Source organism: Apibacter sp. B3546 (assembly GCF_009827885.1).
Classification (GTDB): Bacteria; Bacteroidota; Bacteroidia; order Flavobacteriales; family Weeksellaceae; genus Apibacter.
The window spans coordinates 37,740-58,205 of record NZ_WINW01000032.1 but is presented as its reverse complement, the minus strand read 5'-3'; the positions used below and the strand labels follow the sequence as shown (position 1 = coordinate 58,205).

At 28.2% G+C, this 20,466-nt stretch carries 18 protein-coding genes; 5 read left to right on the top strand and 13 right to left on the bottom strand.

From position 1 onward, the window contains the following. The 4 genes from GFU93_RS05850 to GFU93_RS05835 are packed head-to-tail and all read right to left on the bottom strand — an operon-like array spanning window position 1 to window position 4,118. Entirely contained in the window at window positions 1-807 is an 807-nt protein-coding gene (locus GFU93_RS05850) for a polysaccharide biosynthesis/export family protein (protein ID WP_105297040.1), read from the bottom strand. A 25-nt stretch (window positions 808-832) separates the two neighbouring features. Further along, window positions 833-1,879: a polysaccharide biosynthesis protein gene (locus GFU93_RS05845; RefSeq protein ID WP_160567979.1), complete on the bottom strand. Its 1,047-nt coding sequence runs from the start codon at window positions 1,877-1,879 to the stop codon at window positions 833-835. Window positions 1,880-1,885: 6 nt separating this feature from the next. Next, entirely contained in the window at window positions 1,886-3,004 is a 1,119-nt protein-coding gene (locus tag GFU93_RS05840; protein ID WP_160567977.1) for an aminotransferase class I/II-fold pyridoxal phosphate-dependent enzyme, read from the bottom strand. After that, window positions 2,997-4,118 carry a glycosyltransferase family 4 protein gene (locus GFU93_RS05835; RefSeq protein ID WP_105297037.1) on the bottom strand — a complete coding sequence of 374 codons (1,122 nt, stop codon included), beginning with the start codon at window positions 4,116-4,118 and terminating at the stop codon, window positions 2,997-2,999. The genes GFU93_RS05840 and GFU93_RS05835 overlap by 8 nt, the downstream gene beginning before the upstream one ends. A 373-nt stretch (window positions 4,119-4,491) precedes the next feature. Here GFU93_RS05835 and GFU93_RS05830 point away from each other — a divergent pair, with 373 nt between their 5' ends. Continuing rightward, window positions 4,492-5,376, top strand: coding sequence for a T9SS type A sorting domain-containing protein (locus GFU93_RS05830; RefSeq protein WP_160567975.1), 885 nt, complete (start codon window positions 4,492-4,494; stop codon window positions 5,374-5,376). Between the two features lie 84 nt (window positions 5,377-5,460). Here the strand turns inward: GFU93_RS05830 and GFU93_RS05825 are convergent, their stop codons facing one another. The 5 genes from GFU93_RS05825 to GFU93_RS05805 form a co-directional block, all read right to left on the bottom strand. Further along, window positions 5,461-6,627 (bottom strand): glycosyltransferase, encoded by a 1,167-nt coding sequence (locus GFU93_RS05825; protein WP_160567973.1) that lies wholly within the window; start codon window positions 6,625-6,627, stop codon window positions 5,461-5,463. Window positions 6,628-6,892: 265 nt separating this feature from the next. Further along, on the bottom strand, window positions 6,893-8,041 hold the full coding sequence (locus GFU93_RS05820) for an EpsG family protein (RefSeq protein ID WP_160567971.1): 1,149 nt from the start codon (window positions 8,039-8,041) through the stop codon (window positions 6,893-6,895). Between the two features lie 4 nt (window positions 8,042-8,045). Continuing rightward, window positions 8,046-9,011, bottom strand: coding sequence for a glycosyltransferase family 2 protein (locus tag GFU93_RS05815; RefSeq protein WP_160567969.1), 966 nt, complete (start codon window positions 9,009-9,011; stop codon window positions 8,046-8,048). 88 nt (window positions 9,012-9,099) lie between these two features. Then, complete coding sequence (locus tag GFU93_RS05810) at window positions 9,100-10,293, bottom strand: 3-phosphoshikimate 1-carboxyvinyltransferase (protein WP_160567967.1); 1,194 nt, start codon at window positions 10,291-10,293, stop codon at window positions 9,100-9,102. Continuing rightward, window positions 10,290-10,616: a nucleotide pyrophosphohydrolase gene (locus GFU93_RS05805; RefSeq protein ID WP_160567965.1), complete on the bottom strand. Its 327-nt coding sequence runs from the start codon at window positions 10,614-10,616 to the stop codon at window positions 10,290-10,292. Before GFU93_RS05805 ends, GFU93_RS05810 begins: the two co-directional genes overlap by 4 nt. Window positions 10,617-11,067: 451 nt before the next feature. Here GFU93_RS05805 and xerD point away from each other — a divergent pair, with 451 nt between their 5' ends. Next, on the top strand, window positions 11,068-11,976 hold the full coding sequence (xerD, locus tag GFU93_RS05800) for a site-specific tyrosine recombinase XerD (RefSeq protein ID WP_160567963.1): 909 nt from the start codon (window positions 11,068-11,070) through the stop codon (window positions 11,974-11,976). 38 nt (window positions 11,977-12,014) lie between these two features. Then, on the top strand, window positions 12,015-12,503 hold the full coding sequence (locus tag GFU93_RS05795) for a YkgJ family cysteine cluster protein (RefSeq protein WP_160567961.1): 489 nt from the start codon (window positions 12,015-12,017) through the stop codon (window positions 12,501-12,503). Window positions 12,504-12,506: 3 nt separating this feature from the next. On the opposite strand, the gene GFU93_RS05790 is transcribed toward GFU93_RS05795, so the two are convergent. From GFU93_RS05790 to GFU93_RS05780, 3 genes are read right to left on the bottom strand one after another with little or no spacing between them, the layout of a single operon-like run. Further along, window positions 12,507-12,938, bottom strand: a complete 432-nt coding sequence (locus GFU93_RS05790; RefSeq protein WP_160567959.1) for a hypothetical protein — start codon at window positions 12,936-12,938, stop codon at window positions 12,507-12,509. Between the two features lie 6 nt (window positions 12,939-12,944). Continuing rightward, the gene (locus GFU93_RS05785) at window positions 12,945-13,322 is read right to left on the bottom strand and encodes a RidA family protein (protein WP_370456881.1); all 378 of its coding nucleotides are present in this window, start codon (window positions 13,320-13,322) and stop codon (window positions 12,945-12,947) included. A 23-nt stretch (window positions 13,323-13,345) separates the two neighbouring features. Further along, the gene (locus tag GFU93_RS05780) at window positions 13,346-15,958 is read right to left on the bottom strand and encodes a putative LPS assembly protein LptD (RefSeq protein ID WP_160567955.1); all 2,613 of its coding nucleotides are present in this window, start codon (window positions 15,956-15,958) and stop codon (window positions 13,346-13,348) included. A 22-nt stretch (window positions 15,959-15,980) separates the two neighbouring features. Between GFU93_RS05780 and GFU93_RS05775 the strand changes: the two genes are divergently transcribed. Next, window positions 15,981-17,267: an N-acetylmuramoyl-L-alanine amidase gene (locus GFU93_RS05775; protein ID WP_160567953.1), complete on the top strand. Its 1,287-nt coding sequence runs from the start codon at window positions 15,981-15,983 to the stop codon at window positions 17,265-17,267. Between the two features lie 428 nt (window positions 17,268-17,695). Further along, window positions 17,696-18,538, top strand: coding sequence for a glycosyltransferase (locus tag GFU93_RS05770; RefSeq protein ID WP_160567951.1), 843 nt, complete (start codon window positions 17,696-17,698; stop codon window positions 18,536-18,538). A gap of 48 nt (window positions 18,539-18,586) precedes the next feature. Here GFU93_RS05770 and asnB read toward each other — a convergent pair whose 3' ends face one another. Further along, window positions 18,587-20,251 carry an asparagine synthase B gene (gene asnB / locus GFU93_RS05765; protein ID WP_160567950.1) on the bottom strand — a complete coding sequence of 555 codons (1,665 nt, stop codon included), beginning with the start codon at window positions 20,249-20,251 and terminating at the stop codon, window positions 18,587-18,589. Window positions 20,252-20,466: the final 215 nt, after the last annotated feature.

Sequence of the window (20,466 nt, the reverse complement as noted above, 5' to 3'; positions counted from 1 at the left end):
TTATAATGTTTTGAAAAATAAATACGTTGTAATTGCCTGAATACCTACAGATAGGAATTGGGTAACATCTCCAATAGTGGTACCACCTCCTAAACCAGATATTTTCTCTTTTAATGGGTCTATAATAATTTGATCTCCAGATTGTAAATAAAAATAGGGAGAGTTTAGAATATCATCGCGGGTTATATCAAGCACAATGTTTTTTTTACCTTCCGGGTATTCTCTGATGATTCTAATATGGCGCCTGTCAGCGTATCTTGTTAAATCTCCCGATTTAGCTATCGCTTGTAATAAATCGACCCGGTTAGACAACTCCGTTTTTTCTCCGGGTGATGCAATTTCGCCTACCATATAATATTTGATGGCTCCGATATTCATTCGAACTTCAGCTTTTCCATCATTATATAATACTTCATTTAGTTTAGACTGAACTAAATCTGTTATTTCATTTAAAGTTAACCCATATACATAGAATTCACCTAATCCATATATGGTTATATATCCATTGGCATCAACAATTAATCCACTAGTTCTTAATCTTCCATCTCCACTGTTAGCACCTCCTTTAAATGCCGTTGTGTTTTCTTCACTTAAAAATCGAGAAGCGTTTTTATCCGAAGTGATAAGGGTCATTGCTAAAATATCGTCTTTTTTTACCCTGTAGTTTTCATAGATTACCGGAACTAATCCATATTCATTATAATGTAGGTTTTCGCTAGGTTGAAGATATTTTAAATCTTTAACACCGATGCAAGAACATAATAATAAAGCAAAAGAAATAATAAAAATAGCTTGATTAAATTTCATATAATAACTTAAACTGCAAAAATAGTTAATTTTTTAATATTTGCATAAGATTTGTAATTTCTGTTTCAATATTACTTATATCATAATTATTTAAAATTATTTTTTTATAAATAGATATATTATTTTCAATTCCTTCAAAAGGAAAATATAATTGTTCTTCAAATTTTTCAAAATTTGAAATCTTATTTAAATAAATAATTTTCGGCTTATAGTCGAGATTTAATTTTTGTAAAAATGTGTTTAACAAATCATTAATATTATAAGAATTTCCCATATCTAAAATATATATCCCGGAACAGTTAATAGGAGAGGCTATTTCAATTAATCCTCTGGAGGCTTGATATTTGGAAATAAAATATCGATTCATGTTTTTATTTGTAATAGTAATAGGCAGTTGGTTTTCAATTTGATATTTAAAGATAGTGAAAACCGATCCGCTACTATTGAAAACGTTTCCAAATCGAATAATTTTAATTTCTAACGTCGTAGGAATTTCTTTTATTATAATTTTTTTTAGAAGATTCAGTTCCGCAATTCGTTTAGATATTCCCATAATGTTTATGGGTTGAACAGCTTTATCGGTTGAAATAAAAATAAACTGTTCGACATTTTGATTAGTTAATGCAATTTCCAATAAGTTTAAAGTAGCATCTATATTTACGGATTGAGACTCTTCTACGTTATTCTCTAAAATATCAATGTGTTTATAAGCTGCGGCATGATAAATTATTTGAATAGAAAATAAAGAAAATAATTTTTTTAATAATTCTTTATTTCTAATATCTCCTAAAAATAACTGTAAACGATTATCTTCAATTTCATCTTTAAATTTTAATTTGATTTTAAAAATTGCATATTCAGAATGATCTAAGATTATAATTTTTTTACATGAACTTTCCAATAATCTTTGAATTAATACGCTTCCTATAGAACCTCCACCACCGGTAACTAAAATTACTTTATGATTTAAATAATTATATTCTTTATTAGAATAATCTATTTTTTTATTAAACAATTCTTCAAAGGAAATATTTTGATTTTGAATTTTGATTATATCTTCTTTGTTTGGCATTATATTTTAAATATTTTTATCGATAATAGTAATAATCTTATTTAAATCTTCATCGTTTAAATTATCTCCGGAGGGTAGACACAGTCCGTTTTTGAAAAGGCTATTTTCAAAAAAAGAATCACCATAAAATGAAAAATTTTTAAAAACTTTCTGATTATTTAGTGGATTCCAAAGAAATCTTGATTCAATATTGTTTTTATCAAGCAAACTTTTAATTTTTTTATTTAATGAGGTTGGAAATATAAAAGAGCTTAACCAACGATTAGAAAAGCTGTGATTTAATTCTTTTTGATAGTCTATGGTGAATCGTTTTTCCAGATTTGAAAGATAATAATCGAAAATTAGTCTTCTTCTTTTTACTTTTATTTCCAATTTATCAAATTGTGCACTACCTAAAGCGGCAAGAATATTACTTGTAGAGTAGTTATATCCTAATTCATTATGTTTATAATAATCGACTTTTTCTTTTGCTTGAAAAGCTAATTTTTCAGCATAGTTATAACTTTTTTTATTGGGTAATATTAGAGCACCCCCTTGAGAGGTAGTAATAATTTTATTTCCATTAAATGAAATAATTCCATAGTTACCCATCGAGCCTAAAGGCTTATTATGGTAAAAGGAACCTAACGCCTCTGCTGCATCTTCAATGATTATGATGTTATTATCCTTGCATATATCAATTATTTTATCCATTTGTGCAGGCATTCCGTAAATATGTGCAATGATTAAAACTTTAGGTTTTATATCTTTTTTATTTAAATCTTCAATTGCGAAGTGAAGAAATTCAGGAGACATATTCCATGTTTCTTTTTCAGAACCTATAAATACAGGAATAGCTTTTTCATATAAAATAGGAAAAGCAGTAGCAGCAAAAGTTAAATTAGAACATAAAACATAATCACCTTCTTTAATTTCGGTTACTTTTAGAGCAAGGTGAATCGAAGACGTTCCACTATTTGTTAATAAAATATTTTTTTTAAAATATTTAGATAATTTATTAGTAAAATCAATTGTGTAAGATCCAAAAGGTGAAATCCATCCACTTTTTAGAGCTTGAACTACATTTTCTATTTCTGAATGATCAATGTTGGGAGGAGATAAATATATTTTGGTGTTTTTATTCACGTTTTTTGTGTATAATTTTAGTTAATAATAAGGGGAGAAAAGAAAATATGATTCCCAATAATAAAATTATGATAAGTAGTAGATGAACATTAATATGTCTTAAAAAGTAAGCAACTAATATAACTATAGCATTTTCTGCAACTATAACTAACGTAACTTGTTTGTGAGATAAACCTAAACGTAAATATCTATGATGCATATGATTTTTATCTGCATTAAAAGGAGAGCGTTTTTTATATATACGTATCATAAAAACACCTAACGTATCAATGATAGGAATAATTAAAATGGCAATAACAATTACTGGAGCTGTTTGAATCCAGTATACCGGAGTACCGAATGGGTATTGCAATAAAAATAAATTTAGGAATTTAATACCCATAAATGAAAGTAAAAATCCTATAATCATAGATCCGGTGTCACCCATAAATATTTTATACCTTTTGGAAAAATTATAATGGAGAAAAGCTAAAAGACTTCCAATAATGGTTAATGCTAAGACAATCATAGGATAATTAATTGATCCCAATCTCCAAAAAGTAATTATGAATGCACAACAAACTAAGATTGCAACACCTGATGCTAAACCATCGATTCCGTCTATTAAATTGAACGCATTTATTAAAAAAATAAAAATTAAAACGGTAAATAAAATACTAAACCAATAGGGGAGTAGATTAATACCGAAAATGCCAAAGAAATGACCAATTCTAACGTTGGATCCTACAGAAATCATTAGAGCGGTAACAATTTGTGCATAAAATTTTTTATTAGGTGCAACAACTAATATATCATCCATTAATCCAATGAAGAATAGAACAATAATTCCGGAAAATAAAAAAATATAGGAAGAAAATAGCTCATAAGCACATATGGAAGACATAATTGTAACAGAATAAAAAATTGAAATTCCACCTAAATTAGGAGTTTCCGTGTGATGAGAACTTCTTTCCTTAGGTCTTGCCATTAAATTTTTTTTATAAGAAACTCTAATAATTTTAGGAATAGTCAAATAGGTTAATAAGAATGATCCTATTAAACCCAATATACATTTTAGATAAAAACTATCAATTCCCAAAAAATACTTAATATTTCTTATATCAACTTCTTCCATATTTACTTTAAGTCGATTTGATAACTAGCGTTATTGTACAATTATTATGAATCTAACAAAGATATATTTAAAAAGTTAATATTTATAAAGTTTTTTTTGTGGAATTAAATAAATTTTATTTACTATTTTCAAATAAAACGAATTAAGTCAAATCCTTCTAAAAAATTTGAGTTGAAAGCTTTATATGGGATAATATTAAGTTAATCGTGATATAATTTATTGTTTAAAAATAATTTAAATTTATAATACGGTATAAATTAAATATAATTATTGATTTAAATTTTGTAATATTCAATATTATTTACATATACAAAATAAAATATTAAAAAAATAAATATATATTTGTATTATACAATTTATAAAATATATACTTATGAAAAAAATTTACTGGCTTTTTATTTTTTTATTTTCAATATTAAAAGCCCAAGTCAATGTAATTGACCTAAGTACTGGACGTTTCGATGATGGCTCCGTTATGCCAATCGAGATTGAAGACCCGGATTGGAAATGTATTCGTCCGGATGGTTCAGAACACATTGCTCGCACAAGGCATACTTACTCGGGTTGGTATTATCCCCAATTTAAAGATAATACTTATAATGAAAGATGGATTACTGGTGCACCTGGTGATCCGGGAGAAGGATATTTTATTTATAAAAGTAAATCCTTTGTGGTACCTAAAGGTTCAAAAGCAAACCTTGAAATTAGGACATTAGCTTTTATGAGGCAATGGACTTACATTGTTAAAGAAAATTCCAATGGTAATGAAGAAGAATCACAAATTACTCAAACCACCTGGATGAATGACGGAGCTAAAGGATGGTTTAATTCTAGAAATCCATTAATTGAAAAAGCATTAGAACCGGGATCTTATCACATAAAAGTAAAGGTGTATGTGAATAGTAGTAGAGCTAGACAATCTATAAACGTAGCTTCAAAAGTTTATATTTCTCCTTCGGATAAAAGTGCATTTAGACTCGATACTAATACTAATAAGATAGAATCAGAAAAAGCAAGGTTATCAGAAAACTCAGTGTCAATTTATCCCAATCCTACCCATGGATTATTTACCATTTCTTTAGATGGTCAAATAGAAGGAGTACTACATATAATGAATTCTAATGGAAATATAGTATATACTAAAGAAATAAAAGAAAAGGAAATTAATGTTGATATTCAGGGACAACCTGCGGGTATTTATTTTATAAAAATACAATCAAATAAAACAACCTTAACTAAGAAAATAATTATAAATTAAATTATATTACTTTTAATTAATAAAAAACCAATCTATTGCTTTTAGATTGGTTTTTTTTATTTAAGAAAAATTTTAATATAACTTTTAAGAATCTGATAGCATTCTTAAGAGTTTTTTTTCATAATTCTCCCAGGTATAATTATGTGCAATAAATTCTCGAGCATTTTTTCCGATATGAAGATATTTCTCTCTATTAGTTAGAATATCTTTTAATAAATGGATCATTTTCAAAGGTTGATCTTCTACTAAAAAATGTGTATTCACTTTTGCTCCGGTTATAGGATTGGCTACTTTAGATGTTAAAACATTAATTTGGCCTAAGGCCATAGATTCTAAGACCTTATTCTGTATTCCCCCACCAATTTGCATCGGAGAGACTACAAGACAACAATTTGTAATAATTTCGTAGGGATTGTCTAAATATCCTGTAACATTTATATTTTTATACTTTTTAGTTTTATTAAGAATTTTTTTTGAAGGAGATGCTCCTAAAATAATAAATTCATAGTCTTTAGGCAAATGATTATGTATATGATCAATATACCAAATGACAGCCTCTATATTTGGTTGATAGTTCATTTTACCAAAAAAAACAATTTTTCGAGAACTTATTTTAGAAGGTAATTTACAGTTTACTAATTTTGATGAAACTCCATTAGGAATCCAAATCGACTTGCCATATTTAGAATAAGATTCAGCTTCCTGTTTATTAACAAAAAAAGTACTGTTAAAATTTCTTATACATTGAATCTCATAATTTAATACTCTTTTACCCTCAATATAATAAATTATTTTCCAAAATAATGAAGTTGCTTTTTGAGTAGCTTCAATATAATGAGGTCCAATAGCATCAACAATATCTAAAAATTTTTTTTTGTGACTAGAATTGTTTAAATATTTTGTTGTTCGAATTAAATTTGCGATGATAAGATCAGAGTTTTCAATATCTTCAAGTATTTTTTTATGAATGTTTGAAAAATAATAATATGATACTTGAAGAGGAATTTTTTTAAACAAACCTTTAATAGCATTCAATTTAAACTTTAAGGGAGAATATCTGAATACTGTGTAAGAATCTGTATTCTTTTTTAAAAATTCTTCACCATCATGATTATGAGGCTCATCAGTAATAATTATTACCCGAAGTTTAAAATTTTTAGATAATATTTTTATTAAGTTATAACTTTTTACTTTATCTCCACCAATAATAGGGAAAGGATATCGTGTTAATAAAAGTAGACATTTTTTCATAAAATATTTACTAAGATAAAAAGGTATAAATTTTTAGAAACCATTAGTTGTAAATTTAGTTATATAAATTAGTTTTTATTAAATAAAATCTGAATTTTTAAAAAACAAAACAATTTAAATTAAAAAAAATAATAGTTTTGAAATTTAGAATGTATTATATATTTCTAAATTTAGATTAATGATTTTATATAATGATATATGATAAGAAAAAAAATGATATTATTTCAACAATAAATTATGTAAATATGAAAATATTGATAACAATTTAATTTTCATTGATATATTCATAAGGTATGAAATAATTAATGTCATAAGATGTATTGAATACATTAGACATTTTATCAAAACCTAATGCAACTGAATTAGGCCAAATCCTCCAACTCATTAAATAAATATATATAACAACAAAATAGTATATAAAAATTCTATAACTTTTATTAGAGTATTTTACAATCATGGCTATTAGAATAGTCCAAAAATCACCGTATACAGAAGGAAGTCTAATTGAAAATATTGAATTTTCACGAAAAGAATAGTATAAGAAATAATAGGTTACTATCAAATTTCTTATCATTTTATAATTAGGATCGTTAGTTCTGTTACAAATATATTTGTCGTTTATTAAAAGTATTGCTATAAAAATTAATTTTACAAGATCATTCATTTTCCATCCGACACCTTCTAAATTTCTATAAGAATAAAACCCCCCGGAAGCTTCTGCTATGAGATCAGAAGATATATTTGAAAATAAATTTTCAAAAAATAAATAAGGCTTAAAGGGAGAAATTATTATTGCAAAAATTATTATTAAAAAACAGGTAAAGGTCGATAAATTCAACCTTGTAATCCAATATGCCGGAATAAATATCAATGCTGTTTTATGAAAATAATAACCAATAAAAACGCATATTAAAAATTTAAATAATTTTCTTTGTTCAATATATTGATAAGAATATAAACAAAGCGCTATTGAAACTGCTTGTCTAATATGTCCGGAATCACTAAAAAAGTAATTTGGCATAAAAAAATACATTAGCGATAGCATGGGATATGGCGAATACTTATAGTAGGAATAAGTTTTTAGGGAAATAGAAATAAGTCCGAAAATAAATAATAAAACGAAGAAGGGCATTTTAAAATATCCCAATATTTTCGAAATTAATACATATGTTACCTCAATATCAGCATTAAAAACATTCTCCCATTTTACATATTTATTAACACCCATGTATAGCTTATAATAAGGCCAATAATCAGCACCTTGAGCAATACGTATTCCACAGAGAAATATTAAAAGCGAAGATATAATGATATAAGGAACTTTTATCCTAGCTTTAGAACCGTTATTAAATATTTCTATATAAGAAAAAAAGGTTATTACAAATAAAATAATATAATATACTGGATGAAGCATTAAATTATAGTTTGATTAGTTGTAATACATAAAATATTATTTTTTTTAAATTTAAAGTACTAAGATAATTTTTTCCAAATCTATTATAGGTATAAATTTGTTTTTTGGAAATATGTTCACTTTTTAACGTTTCTTTAAGTTTAGAGAACATTTTTTTTCTACTGCTATAATCACTTACATATGCATAATAAGCCAGAAAACAATAAAATCCTTGAAAGATAGTAAATTTATGCCAGTCATGAAGATTTTTAAAGTAAATGCTTTTAAAAAAATCATGTTTAACTATTTCGATGGCATCAAACATATTAATTCCTTTAATAGAATAATTTCTTGTTATAGAACCGCTTCTGATTAAATATTGATAAAAATATTTATTGGATTTGGCTATTGTTTTAGCTTTTAGAAATAATCTAGGAATAGTTGCCACATCTTCAAAATGCATATTTAAAGGAAAAGAGATGTCATTAAATAGTTCCCTTTTAAAAATTTTATTACATGCAAAACAAGACATTTCACCAAAAATTGTGAAATCATGTGTGAGATCAATTTTTTCAGGAAGTTGATGTAATTCAGGTAATTTTTTTATTATTTGGCCTTGATCATCTATATTTTGAAGGCTGCATAAAACTATGTCTGCTGAATGTTTTTTGGCTAGATTATACATTTCATGTAGCATTTCTTTTTCAATCCAATCGTCACTATCAACAAATGCTAAAAACTCACCGGATGCATTTTTAATACCGGTATTTCTAGCTTCGCTTAACCCTTTATTACTTTGAACAATAGTTTTTATATTATCATATTTTAACGCATATTCATCAATAATTAATTGTGAATTATCTGTAGACCCATCGTTAACAATAATTATCTCAATTTTTTTACATGTTTGATTTATGAGAGAATCTAGACATTTACGAAGATAATGTTCAACATTATATACAGGTACAATCACAGAAACTTTATAAATCATAGATGATATAAAAACGTCAAAGGTACTATTTTAATTTAATATTAGTAAAATATTAAAAATTTAAAAAATTATTCTTTAAAAAAGAGTCTTAAACTTTAATTCCATAAAATTTCATATCATTCCAAAATTCAACATAGGACTTTACAACTACATCAGGATTTGTAATTTCTAAAGGAAACAGTAATTTTAAAGGAGCAAAACTCATTGCCATTCGATGATCATTATAAGTTTCAATTTTTTGATTAGCATTAAAAGAATTGACTTTAAGAAGTGTAAAAGAATTATCAGTAATTTCTACCTTTCCTCCACATTTTTCTAATTCATTTTTTAAAGCAACTAAACGATCGGTTTCTTTAATCTTCAATGTTTCAAGTCCCGTAATTTTTATAGGAATACGTAGACCAAAGGCAGTTAAAGCAACCGTTTGCGCAATATCAGGACAATCATTCATGTCCAATTCTATATAATTAGGGTATTCAAAACTGGGTTGCTTACATAAGGTTATTTCGTTTATATTAAAAGTAGTATTAATGCCAAAGAATTTTTGATAAATATCCACTGCTCTTCTATCCGCCTGTAATGAATCTTCAAATAAATATTTTAACTTAATAGTTAAATTATCGCTTAAAGCACATATAGAATAATGATAAGAAGCCGAGGACCAATCACTTTCAATTATATATTGTTGTTTTCTTATTTCACTTACAGGATATATTGTAATTTTATTTTGGTTAAATAAGGTTTTAATTCCTATTTTATTCAAAATCTGGAGAGTCATAGTAATGTAAGGTCTTGAAGTAATTTTACCTTCCAACTCTATAACCAAACCTTTTTCTAATTTAGTTCCTATCAAGCATAAGGCAGTTATATATTGACTACTGATATTTGATGGTAAATTAATGATATTACTTTTGATTTCTTTCCCTTTAATTTTTAAGGGAGGATATCCTTCATTTTCAACATATGAAATATTCGCTCCTAACTGACTTAACGCATCCACTAAAATTTTTATAGGGCGTTCTTTCATTCGATGAGAACCGGTAAGGATAGTTTCTCTATTTTCTTGAATTGAAAAAAATGCAGTTAAAAACCTCATAGCTGTACCGGCATGATGTATATCAATGCAATGCTTTTTAGAAGAAAGAGCATCTTTCATCATTTGGCTATCTTGGCTTTTCGATAGGTTTTGTAGTTGTAGAGAATTATTGAACAATGAATTTAGTATTAATACACGATTGGTAATACTTTTTGAACCGGAAAGATTGATTGAAATTTCCCTCATTGTAATTTTTTATTATTATGATGTCTTTCACTGTCGCGTTGAGTAGTCGCCTTTAATTTTTTTTGAAAAGCTTTTTCTAAATCAATTCCTGTTTGATTGGCTAAACAAGCTACTACGAAAATAACATCAGCTAATTCTTCTCCTAAATCTTTGCTTTTATCAGACTCTTTTTCAGATTGTTCGCCATATCTTCTGGATATAATTCTGGCAACTTCTCCCACTTCTTCAGTTAGTTGAGCCATATTGGTTAATTCGTTAAAATACCTTACACCATAGGATTGAATCCATTGGTCAACTTGAAATTGTATATCTTTTAAGCTCATTTTTAAACTTTTAGAATAATTATAATTAATAAAATAATTGATTATTTAAAGCTTTATCTTTTTTATTTGTAACTTATAAAACTTAGGTATTTAGTATAAAAAAAATCCTTAATTAAAAGAGCATTAAGTATATGAATATTTACAATATTATATTTTAAAATAGTTATGTATTTAAACAATATAAATAATGGCTAAAAAAAATTTATCTAAACCAAAGGGTAAAGACTTTAAAAGTCTCTAAATAATTCAATATTTTAAATAGCTAAATTAAATAAATTTTAGAAATGTAAATCATTACGCATTGAATAATAAATTATAGAATTTTTAATTTTTTTGATTTGATATTCTTAGATATAAATAATTTATTTAATTATTTTCTTTTTGTGTTATAAGGAAAAATATTTAAATAAATTAAATTAGAGTTTTTTTATAAAATTTTAATTTTGTTATCATGGAGTGGAATTTAGCAATAAATAATTTTCAAGAATATTTATTATTAGAAAAAGGCCTTTCTCAAAATACACAATTAGCTTATATAAGAGATATTAAAAAACTAATAAAATTTGCCGAACATGATACGTCCATTACCCCATATACTATAGATAGATTTTTAATTCAAGATTTTATTTATGATTTTGCAAAAAAATCTTCCTCAGCCAAGTCTCAAGCTCGAGTAATATCATCATTAAAATCTTTTTTTAAATTTTTGCAAATAGAAGAAAAAAGGCAAGATAATCCGGCAGAATTGCTCGAAAGTCCTAAAATTGGCCTATATCTTCCTGACGTGCTAAGCCATGAAGAAGTATTAACTATAATACAGTCAATAGACTTATCCCAATCCGAAGGAGAGAGAAACCGTACCATTATTGAAACATTATATGGATGTGGCCTTCGTGTTTCAGAATTAATTAATTTACGACTTTCCGATTTATATTTAGATGAAAATTTTATTAGAGTTATCGGAAAAGGGAATAAACAAAGATTAGTACCTGTATCGGATTGGACGATTAAATATATAAATCTTTATAAAGACTCAATTCGTATTCATTTAAACCCGAAACCTAAATGTGAAGATATACTTTTTCTAAATAGAAGAGGAGGGCAGCTAACACGTGAAATGATTTTTATAATAATAAAAAATATTGCAGAAAAGGCCGGAATTAAAAAGAAAGTTTCCCCCCATACATTCAGGCATTCTTTTGCAACGGTATTACTGAAAAATGGTGCCGATTTACGTTCAATTCAGCAAATGCTTGGACATGAAAGTATTACCACAACAGAAATATATACCCATTTAGATAATCAACAACTAAGAGATACGATAGAAAAATTTCATCCTTTTTCAATTAAAAAGGGCTAATATTTTAAGTTAAATAATATACACACTTTAAAAGTATAATGAATTTAGATAAATATAAAAACGAAGCATTAAAAAAAGCTTCAGAACACAAAAAATATTTAGAAAAACTCAAAAATAAGAAGCCCAAAAAATTGGATCAAGAATTAATCGAAATTCATGATAAAGTTTTCTCACATATAGATTGCCTACAATGTGCTAATTGTTGTAAAACTACCGGACCCTTGTTTTTAGAAAAAGACATTGAAAGAATATCTAAATTTTTACGAATGAAACCGATTGATTTTATAGATCAATATTTGTATAAAGATGAAGATAATGACTGGATATTTAAACAATTGCCTTGCCCGTTTTTAGACAGTTCCAATTATTGTTCCATCTATGAAGTACGTCCGAAAGCATGTAAAGAATATCCCCATACGGATCGTAAAAAATTCTATCAGATAAATAAATTAACGTTAAAAAATACAGTCATATGTCCGGCTGCTTATGAAGTAGTGGAGCTGTTGATGAAAACTATACGAATGTAGTAATTACTTGCTTTTTTGTGAATCAATTATTTTTTTATTTTGTAACCATTCCACTATTTTAGCCCCCAGCCAAGAGAATGGAAAAAATATAAAAAACATACTTATTATATACCAGGTGGGATGTCCTTTAAATGTAAAAACAGAAATAATAGCAGTTAGTAAAAGTATAAATCCGATCAACATAGCATAAGCGGTTTTTGCGGTTTTTACTAATAAAGCGCAAACTATTCCACCTAAGAGAGAACCAATCCCGGAAGAAATTAATAAGGCTATAAAGAATTCGCCTTTGGCAGTACGAACAATGGATCTCCAATATTCTATAGGAAGACCTTTATAATTATAAGGTATCCAATAAGAATTTATCATAACAGAAAGAGTAATTATTGTAATGGCTACTAAAAGCCCGGATATAACTGCAAGAGTATTTCTTATCATTTCGTTTTATAATTCTGTAGCAATAACTGAAATTTCAATTAAAACATTTTTGGGTAAGGCTGAGACTTGTACACATTCACGGGCCGGATATGCATCAGAAAAATAAGAAGCATATATTTCATTAACCGTGGCAAAATCAGATAAATTTTGAAGAAAGATGGTAGTTTTAACCAAATTATTCCAATTTAAATTAGTTTTACTTAAAATTGCTTCAATATTTTTCATAACCTGATGAGTTTGATCATCAATGGAAGCAGGAATTTCGCCGGTTTGTGGATTTACCGGTATTTGTCCGGAAACAAATAAAAAGTTGTTAACCTTAATCGCTTGAGAATAAGGTCCAATAGCTGCAGGAGCTTTTTCAGTATTAATTATTTTTTTAATCATGAATTAAATATACAAATTTTTTAAAAACTTGCATTGTCATTGAAATTTTTAGCCTCGTATTTTACCGCATCTTTTAATATGGCCGCTTTCACTCCTATATAAAAACTCCATGTCTTGTTATAACTTGAAGAAATGGGAACCCAATTGAAATTAATATTAAAACTTCTCAAATCTCTCATAAATCCTAGTCGAGTGTATCCGAATTCTTTACTTTCCAAATCGTAATTAGTAGATGCAGTAATTTTCCAATACGGAGAAGGGGAGATTTCTCCCGAAAGATTTACCGTAGCAGTAACATTAGTATTTCTATTATATTCTTTCGTAGAAGCATAATTCAATCCTACGTCCAATTTCCAAGGCATATCGAAATGGGCGTAATTTTCATCATCAAAGTAGTATTTTTCATATCTAACCGTTCCTTGCTTCTTATATTTAATTACTTTCTTTTCACCAAATAATGATTCATCCAAAGAAAAATTCAATCCCATCGTATAACTGGCAATAGTGAAATATCCAAACTTATCAATAGCATGACCTACTGTTGATTCGGGAGTATCAAATACTATTTTATAAGGATTTACCCTCATGGCATAATTAACACGTAATTTAGAATTAAATAAAGAAGATGAACCCGAAGCATTAATAGGACTCCATTTCAAAGAATCTGCAGCAAAATTATAAGATGTATTGATATTTAAAGATTCGAATATTTTTATCTTTTTAAAACCGTTGGATTCTTTTTTATTTCTAACCTTCATTTCAAGATTGTTAGCAAGGGAAATATTTATGGCACTGTTTTCATAATTGGAAGGATTACCCATGACATTTCCTTCAAAATAAGAATATTTTACTTTTTTTCCATCTTTATCTGAATACGTACCGTAATATCCCCAGGAATCTTTAGAAAAGTCAGGCATATATCCGTAACTGACCGTAGGAGATATCATATGACGAATTGCCTGAATCATACTTCCTTTTTTAAAGTTGGCGATACCATACAAAGTCGTTGTTAAATTAAGGGACCCGTCAAAAGTTCTGAAAGTTTTAAATCCATCTTTATTAAATGTTTCAACCTTATCCGTAGAATCATTATAGTCCCTTCTAATAGTCTTTGTAGTCCAGATTTCTCTATAATTACCATTGATACCTAATTGAAAATAATTAAAAAGTGTGGAAGTAGTACCAATACTGGTGGAATTTTTCATTCCGTTATTAGAGTTTTTAAACATTTTTGACGTAAACATATTATCAGTAGACGTATTCAATGAATTTTGAAGATTCATTTTATAATCCATATAGATATTGTGCCAAATGGTTTTCTTAGGTCCTGATTTAGGTTTAAAAGGATAAATTTGAGGCATAGTAACCGTTACATTAGGAAGCACCATGGTTACATCGCCGGTTGAAATATTTTGCGAAGCTGAGGTATTAAGTGAAATAGTTAAAGGATTATTATTAAATCTTTTAACCAAAGAAATTGATGATGATGTTTGATTATTATTTACATTACCATGTAAAGCATTTTGATTATATATACTGTTGTTGTAGTAATTCTGACTCATAAAATTTACCGATGCGTTAAAGGACAAATTTGGATTGGCTTTGGCATCTTGTAAATGAGACCAGGTAATACGATAATTTTCAATTTCTGAATAATCATCCAGTCCTTTGGTACTGTTTATATTTTTTTCATAAATAAAATTTAAATTACCGGAATATTTGTAACGATTCAAATACCTTAATCGATTATCAATCATCCAGCTTCCTTTTGTGTAAAACCCAAAACGGCTTTCTAAGTCCAAATATTCACCAATGGGAACATAAATTCCCCATCTTTCCAAATAAAATCCTTTATTTTGCCGTTCACCGAACGTTCCGATTAAAATTCCCGCCTGTCGATTGCTGCCCGTAGAAGGCAAATATAAAAAGGGTAAAATGAACGGAGTCGGTACTTGCTCAATATACATCGTGGTAGGTCCTGCAATGATGGTTTTTTGATTTTTACCCGTAATAACTTTCATTTTATTAGTCGATAATCCATAATCAGGAATAGAATCTTTTTTTGCTTTAAAATATTCATCCGTAGTCATAAATCCCCCCCTCATATAATATTCTTCATCATTCATTCTTTTGGCTTTCTTGGCAATAATTGCCATTTCATCTTCTTCCGTTCGAATATTAAAAGCCGTACCTTGTTTGGTATTCATATTAAATTGGGCTTCTGTATATTCATACTCTTTTCCTCCCTGAATAAATTTTATATTATCAATAATTCTTCCTAAACTGTCCACTTTTCCACGAGCTAAAATGTCTCCGGTGTTCCAATCCATAACAATATAATCTGCCTTAATGGTCATATCCTGATAGCTGACTTGTGCATTATGGATCAGATAGGTTAATTTTTTTGAAAAAACATTACGAATTTCATCCCCTTTAGTGTCCACAATATTTTCAAGCTTTTCTTTATTAACTGATATAGAATCAGTAGGGATTTTTACAGTGTCAGAAAGGGTTTTAACTCTTTTTTCCTGTGCTAAGAGAATGTTAAAAATTAGAAAAAATAAATAAAGTATATTATATTTGAAACTTGAATTGATCAAAGCATATAAATTCAGAAAAAATTTTGCTGTCAAAATTAATCAAAAAAAAGAATTAATGAGAGTTTTAACAATATTTAACTTAAAAAATATACTTCTAATAACTTTAATTTTTTTCACCGGCTCTTTATCTTCACAAAAAAAAGATTTTACCTTAGTTTTGGATGCCGGACATGGCGGACATGATAATGGTGCCAGAGGAGCCTATGCCAATGAAAAAGATGTAAATCTTTCATTGGTTTTAAAAGTTGGAGCCATGATTGAAAATAATAATAAAGATGTAGAAGTTATTTATACTCGAAAGACAGATGAATTTATTCCATTAATGACCCGCGCAGATATTGCCAATAAAGGAAAAGCCAACTTATTTATTTCCATACACTGTAATTCAAGCCCTAAAAGTGCCCCGTACGGTACGGAGACCTTTGTTCTGGGAGCTCATCGAAATAGAGATAATTTTGATGTTGCAAAAAGGGAAAATGAGGTTATTTATATGGAAAAAGATTATCAAACGACTTATGAAGGATTCAACCCCTCATCACCCGAATCGGTAATAGGTCTCACATTGATGCAAAACATATATTTAGAAAACAGCTTAAAAATGGCCAGCTATGTGGAAAATAATTTTAAAAAAGAAAATCGATTTTCCAGAGGAGTAAAACAAGCCGGTTTTTTGGTTTTAGTTCAAACAGCCATGCCTTCAGTGTTAATTGAAACCGGATTTATCTCTAATCCTCAAGAAGGGCAATATTTAGCTTCAGAAGAAGGACAAAATACTATAGCTAAAGATATATACGAAGCTTTTTTAAGCTATAAAAAAGAATACGATAAAAAATCAGAGAAAAAAGCGGAGGAAGAAATTCAACAAGTTGTTGAAAATCCGGTGGACAGTAACTTATCACTAAAGGTACAATTCTTAGCATCATTCAACAGATACAGTCCTAATTCCTTGCAACTTAGAGGTATGAGAAATGTTGAAATTGTTAAATCAAACGGTAAGTATATATATTATGCAGGAAGTACAAATTTACGATCTGAAAGTGAAGCGACATTAAAAATTGCCAAAGAAGCCGGGTTTACAGATGCTTCTATAGTTGAATTTAATGAAAAAGAAGTGGTAACCGGTCTGTACTATACCATTGAATTATTTGTATCCCCAAAAAAATACAGAGAAAGAGATGCTATTTTCAAAGGATTAAATAATGTAATAAGACAAAAAACGGATAACAATTTGTACATATATACCAGCGGGAAAGTGAGTAATTACGATTCAGCCAAAAAATTATTGGAAATCTATAAAAAAATAGGATTTTCAGATGCTATCATTTCGAAAACTTTATCGTAATTTAAATCAGTATATTAACATAAGATATAAACTTTTTCTACTCATAAATTCATGACATGAGTTAAAAAATATCCATTATAAAAAATGTCAAAAGTTTCCCAATAGATCCCGTTTATTGAGCTTATTGATAATTATTTAAATTTATAACGTTGATCAAATTTCTTAAAAACCAAGTCTTGTCAAATGGTTCATTCAACTAATTTTTTAAATAAAGCTTGGTTCCGATTATCCTTAATTTACCAATTGCACAATCTAAAAGATAGTATAAAGTATATGAATCAATTGTAAAAATATTCATACGTATATTGTGTTTAAAACTAGTAAAATTAAGGGTCACTAAAACAGATAATTTATCATCTTGGTAATGATCTTAATTTTATTTTTTTGGAATATAAAATTCAATCCCATAAAAAAATTACTTTTGTAATATGAAAGAAAATCCTATTTTATCTATAGTTGTTCCGGTTTTTAATTCAGGAATTTATTTGAAGGAAACTATTAAAAGTATTGAAGAGGTAAATTTTTCATATCCTTATGAAGTCATATTAGTAAATGACGGATCAACAGATTCGGGGACTTTAAAAATATTGGAAGATTACAATGAAAAATATACAATTATAAATCAAGAAAATGGAGGAGTGGCCAGGGCAAGAAATACGGGTATTGAAAATGCAAAAGGTCAATATATATTACCTTTCGATTCGGACGATATAATGAATGGAAATTATTATGATCAAGCTTTACATAAGATTATTAATGATCCAACTATTGACATTCTCTATGGAGATTATATAATTTTCGGAAGTGAGAACAGGTACAATAAATCAGGAAAATATAATCGTTTACGGTTAATAAATAGCGGATGTTTTTTACCCAATTCAAGTATCTATAAAAAAAAGGTATGGGAGGATAATGGAGGCTATGATGTAACTTTATCGTATGCAGAAGATTGGGATTTCTGGTCAAGATCTGCAGTAAAAAATTATAGCTTTTATTATTTCAATCAACCCTTATACAAATATAGAAGAATTCATGACGGAAAATCATTAAGTCAAAGCAAGGTAACCAATTATAATGAAGCCATTAAAACTTTAAAAAGTAAAATTCCTGCTTCTGTGTTTAATCAAGAAACCATAAGTGATTATGTTGTACAATCTGTAAGAGAAAATAGAAAATTAAAGATAAAACTCTTTTTACGCATATTTTTTCCAAAAATATTTAATTATCTAAAAAAGAAAAACCTATTTCCAAATGGGATAGTAGTAGAATAAAATGGCTTTTATTATTCATAATAAAAGCCATGAAAGAGAAATTTTGATCTAAATAGCATCAGTATGCACCGTTTTTACGGCTCTACCTGATGGATCAGGGTTATTTTTAAATGCTTCATCCCATTCTAAAGCTACGGCAGAACTACAGGCTACAGAAGGTACAGAAGGAACCGTTTGTGCTGCTGCTTGAGAAGGGAAATGTTCTTCAAATATGCTTCTGAACCAATATTCTTCTTTTGACATCGGTGGATTTATTGGAAAGCGTTCAGATGCTCTTTCCATTTGTTTATCAGAAACTTTTTTATCAGCCGTTTCTTTTAATGTATCAATCCAGGAGTAACCCACCCCGTCTGAAAATTGTTCTTTTTGTCTCCAAGCAACTTCTTCTGGTAAATAATCTTCAAATGCCTCTCTTAAAATATGCTTTTCAATTTTTCCGTTTCCGCACATTTTATCTTTAGGGTTTAATGTCATAGCAATATCCATGAACTCTCTGTCCAAGAAAGGAACCCGCCCTTCAACGCCCCAAGCCATTAAAGATTTATTGGCACGAAGACAGTCGTAAAGGTGGAGTTTATCTAATTTTCTGACGGTTTCTTCATGAAATGCTTGAGCATCAGGTGCCTTGTGGAAATATAAATATCCGCCGAAAAGTTCATCGGATCCTTCTCCCGATAATACCATTTTTACTCCCATGGATTTTATATATCTGGCTAATAAATACATGGGGGTAGAAGCCCGAACTGTTGTAACATCGTAGGTTTCAATATGATAAATGACATCACTGATCGCATCTAAAGCTTCTTCAATGGTAAAATGAATTTCATGATGTACGGTCCCGATATGGTCTGCCACTTTTCTGGCTGCCAACAAATCCGGAGCACCTTTAAGTCCGACAGCAAAGGAATGCAGTTGAGGCCACCAAGCATCCGAATTATTGTTATCTTCCACTCGTTTACTTGCATATTTTTTTGCAATAGCTGAAATAATGGATGAGTCTAATCCACCGGATAGAAGAACCCCGTAAGGAACATCAGACATCAACTGTCTGTGTACAGAATCTTCTAATCCTTTTCTTAATTTTTGAATGTCAGAAATGTTGTCTTTCACAGAATCAAAATTCATCCAATCTCTATGATACCAAGTTTTTATTTCTCCGTCCGGACTGTATAAGTATTTTCCCGGTTCAAATTCTTTGATATCCGGACAAACTCCTTCCAACGATTTGAGTTCACTGGCTACATAAAATTGCCCTTTTTCATCATATCCCATATATAAAGGCATAATTCCCATATGATCCCTTCCAACTAAATAGGCATCTTTTTCTTGATCATATAAAACGAAGGCATAAATTCCTGTAATATCTTCAAATAATTTGACCCCTTTTTCTTTGTATAAAGCTAAAATAACCTCACAGTCAGATAAAGTTTGGAAATCGTATTTTCCTTCAAATTTTTTTCTAATTTCTTTATGATTATAAATTTCACCGTTTACGGCTAATATCAATTTTTTATCGCTGCTATATAAGGGTTGACCACCGGAAGCAATGTCAACGATGGATAATCTTTCATGAGCAAGGATTGCATTTTTATCGCAATGGATTCCGGACCAATCCGGACCTCTATGACGAATTTTTTTTGCCATTTTTAAAGCCTGAGGTCTTAATGTTTCACCGGCTTCTTTTAAATCGAAAATTCCTACAAATCCACACATTTTTTTTTTGTTTATTAATTTTTGTAAAATTAAAGTAAATTAGCTTAAATGTAAATATAATTTGTAATTTTTATTTTTAAAATAAATTTATTTATTGATTTTAATTTATTTTATAAACTTTTTGATGGTAAAACACAAAAATAAGTTTAGATTAAGAATGTGAAATGTTTGAAGTAATAAACTGTAAAAATTTTTTTCAGAAAGATGTAAGAGGT